The sequence below is a fragment of the Cupriavidus sp. UGS-1 genome (assembly GCF_021213615.1).
GTDB lineage: Bacteria > Pseudomonadota > Gammaproteobacteria > Burkholderiales > Burkholderiaceae > Cupriavidus.
The window spans coordinates 26,496-38,433 of record NZ_JAJQJF010000022.1; the positions used below are offsets into that span (position 1 = coordinate 26,496).

The 11,938-nt window shown below is 66.0% G+C and carries 13 protein-coding genes; 2 read left to right on the top strand and 11 right to left on the bottom strand.

Features of this window, described 5'->3' with window-relative positions; all coding sequences use genetic code 11:
* The first annotated feature begins 122 nt into the window (after positions 1 to 122).
* Together mutM and mutY are read left to right on the top strand one after the other, a co-directional pair.
* Positions 123 to 1,016 carry a bifunctional DNA-formamidopyrimidine glycosylase/DNA-(apurinic or apyrimidinic site) lyase gene (gene mutM, locus LRR16_RS21855; protein WP_232207100.1) on the top strand — a complete coding sequence of 298 codons (894 nt, stop codon included), beginning with the start codon at positions 123 to 125 and terminating at the stop codon, positions 1,014 to 1,016.
* Between the two features lie 58 nt (positions 1,017 to 1,074).
* Positions 1,075 to 2,280, top strand: coding sequence for an A/G-specific adenine glycosylase (gene mutY / locus LRR16_RS21860; RefSeq protein WP_232207101.1), 1,206 nt, complete (start codon positions 1,075 to 1,077; stop codon positions 2,278 to 2,280).
* A 56-nt stretch (positions 2,281 to 2,336) separates the two neighbouring features.
* Here the strand turns inward: mutY and LRR16_RS21865 are convergent, their stop codons facing one another.
* The 11 genes from LRR16_RS21865 to LRR16_RS21915 all read right to left on the bottom strand — a co-directional run bounded on the left by LRR16_RS21865 (position 2,337) and on the right by LRR16_RS21915 (position 11,918).
* Entirely contained in the window at positions 2,337 to 2,990 is a 654-nt protein-coding gene (locus tag LRR16_RS21865; RefSeq protein WP_006576778.1) for an LON peptidase substrate-binding domain-containing protein, read from the bottom strand.
* A gap of 83 nt (positions 2,991 to 3,073) precedes the next feature.
* Positions 3,074 to 3,955, bottom strand: coding sequence for an RNase adapter RapZ (gene rapZ / locus LRR16_RS21870; RefSeq protein ID WP_232207102.1), 882 nt, complete (start codon positions 3,953 to 3,955; stop codon positions 3,074 to 3,076).
* Between the two features lie 278 nt (positions 3,956 to 4,233).
* Positions 4,234 to 4,524 carry a PsiF family protein gene (locus LRR16_RS21875; RefSeq protein ID WP_006576780.1) on the bottom strand — a complete coding sequence of 97 codons (291 nt, stop codon included), beginning with the start codon at positions 4,522 to 4,524 and terminating at the stop codon, positions 4,234 to 4,236.
* 188 nt (positions 4,525 to 4,712) lie between these two features.
* Positions 4,713 to 5,684 (bottom strand): HPr(Ser) kinase/phosphatase, encoded by a 972-nt coding sequence (gene hprK / locus LRR16_RS21880; RefSeq protein WP_006576781.1) that lies wholly within the window; start codon positions 5,682 to 5,684, stop codon positions 4,713 to 4,715.
* 72 nt (positions 5,685 to 5,756) lie between these two features.
* The gene (gene ptsN, locus LRR16_RS21885; protein WP_006576782.1) at positions 5,757 to 6,212 is read right to left on the bottom strand and encodes a PTS IIA-like nitrogen regulatory protein PtsN; all 456 of its coding nucleotides are present in this window, start codon (positions 6,210 to 6,212) and stop codon (positions 5,757 to 5,759) included.
* Between the two features lie 379 nt (positions 6,213 to 6,591).
* Entirely contained in the window at positions 6,592 to 6,948 is a 357-nt protein-coding gene (gene hpf, locus LRR16_RS21890) for a ribosome hibernation-promoting factor, HPF/YfiA family (RefSeq protein WP_006576783.1), read from the bottom strand.
* 49 nt (positions 6,949 to 6,997) lie between these two features.
* Positions 6,998 to 8,476, bottom strand: coding sequence for an RNA polymerase factor sigma-54 (locus LRR16_RS21895; RefSeq protein WP_232207126.1), 1,479 nt, complete (start codon positions 8,474 to 8,476; stop codon positions 6,998 to 7,000).
* 188 nt (positions 8,477 to 8,664) lie between these two features.
* A complete protein-coding gene (lptB, locus tag LRR16_RS21900) occupies positions 8,665 to 9,489 on the bottom strand; it encodes an LPS export ABC transporter ATP-binding protein (protein WP_006579161.1) in 825 nt (274 codons plus the stop codon).
* Between the two features lie 97 nt (positions 9,490 to 9,586).
* Positions 9,587 to 10,216, bottom strand: coding sequence for a lipopolysaccharide transport periplasmic protein LptA (gene lptA / locus LRR16_RS21905; RefSeq protein WP_053822969.1), 630 nt, complete (start codon positions 10,214 to 10,216; stop codon positions 9,587 to 9,589).
* 80 nt (positions 10,217 to 10,296) lie between these two features.
* On the bottom strand, positions 10,297 to 10,926 hold the full coding sequence (gene lptC, locus LRR16_RS21910; RefSeq protein ID WP_006579159.1) for an LPS export ABC transporter periplasmic protein LptC: 630 nt from the start codon (positions 10,924 to 10,926) through the stop codon (positions 10,297 to 10,299).
* An 8-nt stretch (positions 10,927 to 10,934) separates the two neighbouring features.
* Positions 10,935 to 11,918, bottom strand: coding sequence for an SIS domain-containing protein (locus tag LRR16_RS21915; RefSeq protein WP_006579158.1), 984 nt, complete (start codon positions 11,916 to 11,918; stop codon positions 10,935 to 10,937).
* Between the last annotated feature and the right edge of the window lie 20 nt (positions 11,919 to 11,938).

Below are 11,938 nucleotides of genomic sequence, written 5' to 3' on the forward strand. Positions count from 1 at the left end.
GGCACGCGTCGTGCCATATGACAAGTTAGGGCCATTGTAACGTGCCGCTACAATGCCCGGCTGCGGGCACCATGGCGGACATGGGGTCTGCCGCTTGGAGTCGTGCGCAAAGGAGAGGTTCGATGCCGGAATTGCCCGAGGTCGAGGTGACCCGACGGGGACTGCTGCCGCATCTGGAGGGCAGCCGCATCGCCGGGGTGGCGGTGCGCCATCGCGGCCTGCGCTGGCCGGTGCCCGACGAGCTGGAGGCCTGCCTGCCCGGGCGGTTGATCCGGCGTGTCGAGCGGCGCGGCAAATATCTGCTGCTCGAATGCGTGCGCGAGGGGGACGCGACAGCTGGCGGCGTGGCCGGTGGCGTGGCTGGTGGTGAAGACGCCGGCTGGCTGCTGATCCACCTCGGCATGACCGGCACGCTGCGCGTATGGCACGAGCCGCCCGCGCCGGGCACGCACGACCATGTCGATCTGCTGCTGCACGACGCAGCCGGCCGGCCACTGACGCTGCGTTTCCGCGACCCGCGCCGTTTTGGTGCGGTGCTGTGGACCACGCTGCCGGAGGCGCTGCTGCCTACCCATCCGCTGCTGCGCAATCTGGGCATCGAGCCATTCGACCCTGCCTTCGACGGCGACTGGCTGTACCGCCATACGCGCGGGCGCAGCGCCGCGATCAAGACGGTGCTGCTGTCGGGCGATATCGTGGTCGGCGTCGGCAACATCTACTGCTCGGAGAGCCTGTTCCGCGCCGGCATCCGGCCGACCACCGCCGCAGGCCGTCTGTCGCGGGCGCGCTGCGAGAGGCTCGCCGCGGCGGTGCGCGAGACACTGGCGCTGGCGATCGAGCGCGGCGGCAGCACGCTGCGCGATTTCGTCGGCAGCGACGGGGCCAGCGGCTATTTCCAGCTCGACTGCCTGGTCTACGATCGTGCCGGCAAGCCTTGCCGGCACTGCGCCACGCCGGTCCGGCAGATCGTGCAGGGCCAGCGCTCTACCTTCTATTGCCCGCAATGCCAGCGTTGAGCGCAACGACGCGCCACCGCTGACCCGAAAAGACTGACGCCCCCCTCGCGACTCATCGATGCCTCGCCGTTCCACCACTCGAGCCACCACGCACTCCGCTGCCGCCCCTGATTCCGCCGCCAGCGCGGTGCCGTCCGATTTCGGCGCCCGCGTCGTGCAATGGCAGCGCCGGCACGGGCGCCACGATCTGCCCTGGCAGAACACCCGCGATCCGTACCGGATCTGGCTGTCGGAGATCATGCTGCAGCAGACCCAGGTCAGCGCGGTGATCGACTACTACCAGCGCTTTCTGGCGCGGCTGCCGACCGTGCAGGCGCTCGCCGACGCGCCGGCCGACGAGGTGATGGCGCTGTGGGCCGGGCTCGGCTACTACTCGCGGGCGCGCAATCTGCACCGCTGCGCAAAGCTGGTGGTCGAGCAGTACGGCGGCCATTTCCCGAGCGATCCGGCCCTGCTCGCCGAGCTGCCCGGCATCGGCCGCTCGACCGCGGCGGCGATTGCTGCGTTCAGCGCCGGCGTGCGCGCGCCGATTCTCGACGGCAACGTCAAGCGGGTCTTCGCGCGCTGCTTCGGCGTGCACGGCCATCCTGGCGAAAAGGCGATCGAGAACCGGATGTGGGCAATGGCCGAGGCCGCGCTGCCCGCGCCGGGCCCGCGCCAGTCCGATGACATGGTGGCGTACACGCAGGGGCTGATGGATCTTGGCGCGACTGTCTGCTCGCGCGGCAAGCCGGCCTGCCTGGACGATGCGGCGCGCTGTCCGCTGTCGGACCTGTGCGTGGCCCGCCGCGAGGGCCTGACGGCGGTGCTGCCGACGCCGAAGACGCGCGCGCCGGTGCCGGAGCGCAGTACGGTGATGGTGGTGGTGCGGCATGGCCGCGAGGTGCTGCTGCGGCTGCGCGCGGACAGCGGCATCTGGGGCGGGTTGTGGAGCCTGCCGGAACTGCCCGTGCCGGCGCTTCCGTTCGACGCCGAACAGGCCGAGGACGACGCGCTTGCATTCGGACGGGCGTTCGGCACCCCGGCCCGCGCCGCGATGGTCGGCGAGATGACGCATGTCTTCACCCATTTCCGGCTGCTGATCCGCGCGGTGCGCGTCGACATGGCTGCATTGGCGTTGCGCGATGCGGGTGAGGCAGGGGCAGCAGTGGACGCAGCGCAAGAGCAGTGGCGCTGGCTGTCGCTGGATCGGCTCGACGAACTCGGCATGCCGGCGCCGGTGCGCAAGCTGCTGGCCGGCGAGGTGGCGCCGCAATTGTTCTGAAGGTGTGATTCGCCCGCTGGAACCGGCCGCGGCGATGTGGCCACGTGCTACAGCCGCTACAACATGTGGTGCTGGCGCATGAAGCGATGAACGATCTCGATCCGCATGCCGGCGTCGGGCAGCGCCATCAGCATCTGTTTGGCCTTCATCGGCACCGGCAGCAGTTCGCATAGCCGATTGGCGACCCAGCTCGGATCCTCCCACTGCATCGGCTCGGCGAACGGCAGCTTGTGCGGCGGCGCGTGCAGAGAGGCGACGATCCGGCGCAGCGCGGCGAGGCATTCGCCCAGCAGTTCCAGCTTGCAGTCGATCACGTCGTCGGGCAGCAGCTCGGCGCGTGCGACCAGCAGGCCGTCGTCGCGGGTATGGTGTTCGAGGATGCGAAAGCGTTGCCTGCCCCGTGTCTCGATCAGCAGCACGCCAAGCTGCTCCATATTGCAGTCGACGATTTCGGCGAGACAGCCGACGGCTTCCGGCACGGTGGCGGCCCCTTCCTGCGCGACCTCGGTGCCGCTGGCGATCAGGCAGACGCCGAATGCCGCGTTGTCGCGCAGGCAATTGCGCACCATGTCGACGTAGCGGGACTCGAATACGCGCAGCGGCAGCCGGCCGCCGGGAAACAGCACGGTGTGGAGCGGAAACAGCGGCAGGCTGTCGACTTCGACGTGGAGCGGTGCCGCGTGATTGGACGCTGCGGAACTGGAAGACATGCGATCCCGAGAAGACTTTCGCTCACAGGGCGGGGGCAAGCATGTTGCGCCGCCGCCGGGATCCACCGCCTGGGTCGGCCGGATCAGCTGACCGGCACCAGCTCGCGGTGTCTGACCAGCACATTACCATGCGCGCGGAAGTAGTTGGCAAGTCTTTCCGCGATATAGACCGAGCGGTGCTGGCCGCCGGTGCAACCGATCGCCACCGTCAGATAGCTGCGGTTGTCGGCGACGAAGCTCGGCAGCCATTTCTCGACATAGGCGCGGATGTCCTCTGCCATCGCGAGCACCATCGGCTGACTCTGCAGGAAGTCGATCACCGGCGCATCGCGTCCGGTCAGCGGCCGCAGCTGCAGGTCGTAGTACGGATTGGGCAGCGAGCGCACGTCGAACACCATGTCGGCATCGCTGGGCACGCCGTGCTTGAAGCCGAACGACGTGAACAGCAGCGTCAGCTGCAGATTGTCGTCGCGGATGAAGTCCTTGATCCAGGCGCGCAGCGTATTCGTGCGCACATTGCTGGTGTCGATGCGGTGCGCCGATTCGGCCAGCGGACTCAGCAGTTCGCGTTCCATCTCGATCGCTTCGACCAGCGGGGTCTCGGTCGGTGCGGGCGCACCGCTCGCCCCGCCCGCCGCGAGCCGCACGGACAGCGGATGGCGCCGCCGCGTTTCCGAATAGCGCTGCACCAGCGAATCGGTATTGGCGGTCAGGAAGACCACGCGGACCTCGTGCTCGGCCGACAGGCTGCGCAGTGTCTCGGGCAGCCGCGCCAGCGATTCGCGGCTGCGGATATCGGTGGCGATGCCCAGATGCGTGTAGCCCTCGGCCGCGAGATAGCGGGCGAGTTCCGGGATGAACTGCGCTGGCAGGTTGTCGACGCAGTAGTAGCCTGCGTCTTCAAGCACGTTCAATGCAACCGATTTGCCGGAGCCGGAAATGCCGGTGATGAGGACGATGCGCATAACGCTTGAAGGATAGCATCGCGTGATGATTGCGTCATGACGGTCCGATGAAATCCGTGGTCCGGGATGGCGCGGCAAGCGGGAAAAGCGGCGAAAGCGTGCGAAAGCCGCGCAATGCACGCGCAGCGCGGCAAGAACGGCGAGAGCGGCGAGAGCGGCGAAACAGCAAAGAAAAAAGCGAACCGCCGGGTGCCGTGCGATTCGCCTTCATTGGCCTTGATGGGCCTGCTTGATCGGCCGTCCGCCCGCTCCGGGCACAACGGCCGACCGGTATGCCGTCACGCGGACAGGCACTCCTTCATGAACGCCTTGCGTTCGTCGCCCTTCTTGCCGCTCGCCTGCGCGTTGCAGGCCTTCATCTTTTGCTGCTGCGAGTTGCCGGCGGTAGCGGGCTTGGCGGACAGGCATTCCTTCATGAAGGCCTTGCGCTCGTCACCGGTCTTGCCTGCGGCCTGCGCATTGCACGTCTTCATCTTGCTCTGCTGGCTGTTGCCGGAGGCGGTCTGGGCAAAGGCGCCCGTGGCGACCAGCGGGCACAGCAGCACGCAGGTTGCGATCAGTGTCTTCATGCTGGAATCTCCTGACTGAGGATCGGGTCGCCAAGCGCAGGATGCGCAACGGCGCAGGCTGGGCGTGATGCCCATTACAGCACAAAACGCTGAAAACCCCAATCAGGTTGACGCTGCCGGCGTGTCGGGCACGCCGATGCGTCAATGCATGCTCGAGCAGACGCTCAGTGGGCGCTCCGGTCCAACGCTCAGAGCAGACGGCCCTGGCCGCGCGAGGCCGCGTCGGCCTGCATCGCGGCGCGCTGGCGATCCATGAAATCGCGCAGCGTGTCGATGCCGCGCAGCCGCAGGATGGTGTTGCGCACGGCGGCCTCGACCAGCACCGCGAGGTTGCGGCCGGCCGCAACCTGGATCTTCACCATGTGGATGGGCAGGCCGAGCACGTCGAGATATTGCGAATCGAGCGGCAGCCGTTCGAATTCGCCGTCGTTGCGGCGGACCAGCTGGACCACCAGCTTGAGCTTCATCTTCCGGCGCACCGCGGTTTCGCCGAAGATCGTCTTGATATCGAGCAGGCCCAGGCCGCGCACTTCCAGCAGGTTCTGCAGCAGCGGCGGGCAGCGACCCTCGACGAAATCGGGGCCAAGACGCACGAAATCGACCGCATCGTCGGCGACCAGGCCATGTCCGCGGGAGATCAGTTCCAGGCCGAGTTCGCTCTTGCCCAGGCCGGATTCGCCCATGATCAGCACGCCCATGCCGAGGATGTCGAGAAACACGCCGTGCATCGTGACCCGCGGCGCGGAAATGCGCGACAGATACAACCGCAGATGGTCGATTACCGCGGCCGACGACACCGGGGTCGTGAACAGCGGCGTCGACGAGCGGGTGCATCGCAGTTCGAGGTCGGGCGGCGGCTCCATGCCGTCGGCGACGACGAGGAAGGGTGGCTCCAGCAGGATCAGCTCACCCATCTGCCGCTTGCGCGTTTCGTCGTCGAGCCGCTGGTAGTAGGTGATCTCCGGCTTGCCCAGCACCTGGATCCGGTTCGGGTGGATCAGGTTCAAGTGGCCGACCAGGTCGGCCGCCGAGGTCGCCTCGCGTGCGAAGTCGAGGTCGAAGGCGCGATCGGCGCCCTCCAGCCCGGCCACCCAGGACAGTTTGAGGTCGGCTGCGTTGTCGTCGAAGATCGACTGGGAGGTGACGCCGGTGAGTTCCATGCGGGATGAGGCGGGGCGCTAAGGCGGTGGTATATGCGGTTGGCGCGGCTGTGCGCGCTTATGCCGGGAGGGTCAAGGATGCCATTGCACCAGCAACTGGTGAACCGCATCGGGCGTCGGCAAAGCGGCGAGGCCATCACGCATGTCGCGATCGGACAATAGCTGAGCGATTTCCGACAGGATTTCCAGATGTTGCTGCGTGGCCTGTTCCGGCACCAGCAGGAAGATCAGCAGCGAAACCGGCTTGCCGTCGGGCGATTCGAACGGGATCGGCTCGGCAAGCCGCATGAAGGCAGCCAGCGGCTGTTTCAGGCCCTTGATGCGGCCATGCGGGATTGCCACGCCGGCACCAAGCCCGGTCGAGCCAAGCGATTCGCGGGCAAACAGATTGTCGGTCACCGTGGCGCGCGCCACGCCATGGTTGTTTTCGAACAGCAAGCCGGCCTGTTCGAACACGCGTTTCTTGCTGGTGACGCTGACGTCGAGCGAGATATTGCCGGGCGGCAGCAGTTTGGCCAAACGGTTCATTTGAAATGCGCGGAATTCCTGAAACTGGCGCCGCCATGCGGTCCTTGCCGGCGTGGGCCGGTCTGCCGTTGCTGGGCGGTGCGTTCGTTGCCGCCGCTTCCCGACTATCAGCGTGCGGCACATTATAGTGCAGGGGGGCTCCCTGCCGTCCGATGCCGATCGCCCCGAGCGGCATTGCACAAGGAAACGGGGCGGGCATTCTCTATATGTATTGCACAGCATACACCGGGAAGCCTGCCAGACGGAACCCCATTCCGGTTTCATCCTATAGGCTGCGAAGGTCCCGTGCCGCGACGGGCGCAAAAAAGCCGTGCTCCTGGCACGGCTTCTTTCCTCACTTCAAGGCCGGCCGGCGTTGTGGCCGCGCCGAATCTTCAAGCTACTGCTGGGCCTGGTTCGCCACCAGGCTGCTGTGATACTTCAGCGATTCGCGGTCGTGGCTCTGCACCTTGTCCTTGTAGCGGATCACTTGCCGGTCCAGCTTGTCGACCAGCATGTCGATCGCCGCATAGAGATCTTCGTGGTGCGCCTCGACAAAGATGTCCTTGCCCTTCAGATGCACATTGATTTCCGCGCGTTGCCGGCGATCCTTTTCCTTTTGATTGTCGACCGATAGCAGCACGCTGACGTCAATAACCTGATCGAAATGCCTGAGGATTCGCTCCAGTTTCGTTTCCACGTACTCACGCAGCGACGGCGTGATGTCCAAGTGGTGTCCACTGATCTTGAAGTTCATAGCGCTTCTCCTTCTGAAAGAGCCGCACCAGGCAGGCGATGCGACTCGGCTACAAAGACTTGCGAAGGTTCACGGCCGGGATCTTCAAGGCTTCACGATATTTGGCGACGGTACGTCGCGCCACGACGAAGCCTTGTTCCCCCAGCAGTTCGGCAATCCGGCTGTCGGACAACGGGTTTCTGGGGTCTTCGGCTCCTATCAGCTGCTTGATCAGCGCACGGATTGCGGTGGAAGACGCGGCACCGCCGGTCTCGGTCGATACATGGCTGCCGAAGAAATATTTCAGCTCGAATGTCCCCATCGGGGTGGCCATGTACTTGTTGGTCGTCACACGAGAAATAGTCGACTCGTGTAGACCCAGTGTATCGGCTATCTCCCGCAAAACCAAGGGGCGCATCGCAATTTCGCCGTGCGTAAAGAAATTCTTTTGCCGCTCCACGATGGCTTGTGCGACGCGCAAAATGGTGTCGAAACGCTGCTGGATATTCTTGATGAGCCAGCGCGCCTCCTGCAGTTTCTGCTGCAATCCCGCGGCGCCGGTATCGCCTTTCGCGCCGCGCAAGATTTGCGCATACATATCGTTGATGCGTAGCCGTGGCATCACATCGGGATTGAGCTGCGCGATCCAGTTGTGGCCGCTCTTGCGCACGAATACGTCGGGCACCACGAAGTCCGCTTCCGGCCGGCTGTAGGCGTGGCCAGGATACGGCGCGAGCGAGCGGATCAGCTCGTGCGCGGCCTTCAACTGCATGTCGTCGACCTGCAGGGCCTTCTTCAGCCGTGTGTAGTCGCGCGCGGCCAGCAGTTCGAGATGGTGGCGGACGATGGTCATCGCCAGGTCGCGCTGCGGATGTTCGATGCGGCGCAGTTGCAGCGACAGGCATTCTGCTGCGTTGCGTGCGCCGACCCCGGGCGGATCGAAGCTTTGCAGCAGCGTCAGCATCGCATGCACTTCGTCCAGTTCGAACTCGAGCTCTTCCGGCAATTCGGACAGGATTTCCTCGAGCGACGCGCTTAGATAACCGTCGTCGTCGAGCGATTCGATCAGGAAAATCGCCAGGCCCTTGTCGCGCGTCGAGATTTTCAGCGGAGCCAATTGCTCCATCAGATATTCGCGCAGCGTGGGCTCGGCGTCGCGCAATTGCAGCGGCGTTTTTTCGTCCTCATCGCTTTGCGGACGGCGGGCGAAGTCGTCCAGGCTCCAGTCGCCGCCATAATCGTCGCCCGCGCCGTCGGCATAGCCATCGTCGGCCGCGGCGGCACCGTCCGCGCGCGAGTCCGCGGGCGCCGCCGGTTCGGCGGGCGGGGTCGTGGTGGCGGTCTGCACGTTGACCGACCCGTCGGCGGCGACGCGCAGCGGGCTTTCGATCCAGTCGTGTTCGCGTTCGAGCAGCGGATTCTCGGTCAGCGCCTGCTCGACTTCCTGTTGCAGTTCCAGCGTGGACAACTGCAACAGCCGGATCGACTGCTGCAGCTGCGGCGTCAGGGCCAGATGCTGGGAGAGGCGTAGCTGTAGCGACGGTTTCATGCGGCCTATTTTATGCGCAACTTCGGCCGCGATGGAACGGAATTTGCTATCGGAAGTTTCGATTGCGTGGGCAGAAGCGATTGCCTGATGGATCACCAGAGCATGATCGTGGCATCGCTTGCCGGCGTACGAAGCCGCTGCCTCGCAGGGCGGGGCAGCCGCGTGTCGTGCCGCCCCGGGTCAAGCAATTACATGCGGAAGTTTTCGCCCAGGTAAACGCGCCGCACCGATTCGTTGGCAATGATTTCCTTGGGCTCGCCTGCCGCCAGCACCGCGCCCTCGCTGATGATGTAGGCGTGGTCGCAGATGCCCAGCGTCTCACGCACGTTGTGGTCGGTGATCAGCACGCCGATATTGCGCGCCTTCAGGAAGCTGACGATGCGCTGGATCTCGCCGACGGCGATCGGATCGACGCCGGCGAACGGTTCGTCCAGCAGGATGAAGCGCGGCGCCGAGGCCAGCGCCCGCGCGATCTCGACGCGCCGGCGCTCGCCGCCGGACAGCGACAGCGCAGGATTGTTGCGCAGGTGGGCGATCTGCAGATCGTCGAGCAGGCTGTCGAGCCGGCGCTCGATCTCGGCCGCGGATAACGCCTTGCCGTTGTCGCGCTGCAGTTCCAGCACCGCGCGGATGTTCTGCTCGACATTGAGCTTGCGGAACACCGACGCTTCCTGCGGCAGGTACGACAGGCCCATGCGCGCGCGCTCGTGGATCGGCAGGCCGCTGATGTGCTGGCCATCGAGCACGATGTCGCCTTCGTCGAGCGCGACCAGGCCCACGATCATGTAGAACGACGTGGTCTTGCCCGCGCCGTTGGGGCCAAGCAGGCCGACCACCTCGCCGCTCTTGACGTCGAGCGACACGTCCTTGACCACGGTGCGCGAGCCGTAGCGCTTCTTCAGATGGCGCACCACCAGATTGCTGGTGACGGGCATCGTGCCGGCGCCAGCGCCGGCTGCGGTGTTGGCGTTGGCGGCGGGAGCGGTGGCGGTAGCGGTGTCGGCAACGGACATGTGGGCAATCCTTTGATACTGCTTAATGCGAACGTGCTGCGAAGGTGCGGCGAAGCGTGCCGGGCGGCACGGGGTCAGGCACCGAGGCAGGCCGGAGTCAGGGTTTGGCCGTCGGCGAGCCCTTCAGGTCCACCCCGGCACCGCTGCCGCCGGTCCCCTGGCTCTGGCGCGGCGACAGCACGGCGCGCACGCGGCCGGACGGGTTCGCCGGCGCCGCGTTGCCGCTGCCGCCGGCCGCGGTGTAGAACTCGTTGCGGCTGTCGTAGGTCAGCACCGCGCCGCGAATCTCGTCGACGATCTTGGCGCCGGCCAGGCGCGCCATGCGCGCATTGCCGATCAGCTTGGCCACTTCCTGCTTGCCGTCGTATTCGATGCGGTCGCCCCAGCCGTCGATGTACTCGTCGACGTTGTCGCGCTTCTGCCGGATGTAGGCCTGCTTGCCGCCCTTCGAGGTCGCCACCGCGTACTGGTAGCCCTCGGGGTCGGTGCGGACCTCGGCGGCATCGGACTTCAGTACCATGGTTCCCTTGGTCAGCACCACGTTGCCGGTCAGCGTATAGATCTGCTTGACGTCGTCGTAGCTGGCGTTGTCGGCCTCGAGCACCAGCGGCTTGTCGCGGTCGGCGCGTTCGGCGAGCGCCGGCAGGGCCAGCGTCATGCCGGCGGCGAAGGCGAGCAGCACGGCGGTGGCGCGGCGGCGGGTCCAGGTCGTCAGGGTCAGGGTCATGTTGGCCACGATGGCGTTGATTGGCGTTGTCCGGGAGGGAACGTTCGAGGGGTGCGCCCCTGGCGCGCGGGCGCGATGCGTCATGGTTTCGCGCTGCCGCCGCCGCGCGGCGCCATCACGATGGTGCCGCGCACATTGCCGAGCAGATTGACCTCGCGCGTGACATTGTTGAAGACCAGGCCGTTGGCGGTCATCACCGACGGGCCGCGCGTCAGCTTGACCGGCTTGTCGGTCTTGACGATGTCGTCGTTGATCAGGATCTGGAAGTAGCTCGACGTCGCGCTCATCTGCGGGTCCTGCGACGGATCGGCGCCCTGCACGCGAACGATATGGGCATTGCCGAACAGGTCGATCACGCTCGCGTCGGCGTTCATCTTGCCGAGGTCGGCGGTGCCGGTCACCGGCGGCCGATCCGGCTCGTAGGCTCGCATCGCCGGCCGCGTGACCTCGTAGGTCTGGTCGTCCTCGTAATGGATCATCCGCTCGCCGGTGAAGCGCATCTTGGTGCTGCCGTCCTCGGCCAGTTCGGTCGCGGTGAAGCGCTCCATCCAGTAGTCGGGCACGTGGCGCTTCTGGCGTTCGGTATCGCTGACCTCGCGCGGCGTATTGACCTGCACCAGCCAGAAGGTACTGCCGGCAACCAGCGCCATCAGCAGCAGCGGCATCAGCCGCAGCGCGAGCCGGGACAGGGAAGGAAACAGATCCCGCATGGCGTGCGTCAGATGACCTTGGCCCGGGTCAGGTCATGGATATGCAGCGCGCCGACCAGGCGCTGGTCGGCGTCGACCACCAGCAGCTGGTTGATGCGGTTCGCTTCCATGATCTGCACCGCCTCGACCGCGAGCTGGTCCGGTCCGACCGTGAACGGGTTGGCATGCATGACCTCGCCGATCGGCACCGTCTTCCAGTCGCGCGGCGTTTCCAGCAGCCGGCGCAGGTCGCCGTCGGTGAAGACGCCGATCGCGCGGCCGTCGGCGTCGACGATCGCGGTCATGGCCATGCCCTTGCGGGTGATTTCCATCAGCGCCTGCGCCAGCGGCGTGCTTTCACGGACTTCGGGCACCGCATTGCCGGTGCGCATCACGTCCCGCACATGGGTCAGCAGCTTGCGCCCCAGGGCACCGCCGGGGTGCGAGCGTGCGAAATCCTCTTCGCCGAAGCCGCGCGCATCGAGCACCGCTACCGCCAGCGCATCGCCCAGCGCCAGCGCCGCCGTGGTGCTGGCGGTCGGGGCCAGGTTCAGCGGGCAGGCTTCCTTGTCGACGCGGGCGTCCAGATGGGCGTCGGCCAGTTGCGCCAGGTTCGACTCGATATTGCCGGTCACCGAGATCAGCTTGGCGCCGATGCGCTTGACGATCGGCACGATCGACAGCAGTTCGGAGGTCTCGCCGGAGTTGGAGAAGGCGATCAGCACGTCGTCGCGCGTGATCATGCCGAGGTCGCCGTGCGAAGCCTCGGCAGGATGGACGAAGAAGGCGGGCGTCCCGGTCGAGGCCAGCGTGGCGGCGACCTTGCGGCCGATATGGCCGGACTTGCCGATGCCGGAAACGACCACGCGGCCCGAGCACTCCAGCACCAGCCGCACCGCCCGCGCGAAGTCCGGCGTCAGCCGCGACGACAACGCGGCGACCGCATCGGCTTCGATTTGCAGGGTATGGCGTGCGAGCTCGAGTGCTCTTTCCGCATTGAAATTGGCTATCATGGCGACGAAGTATACCAATG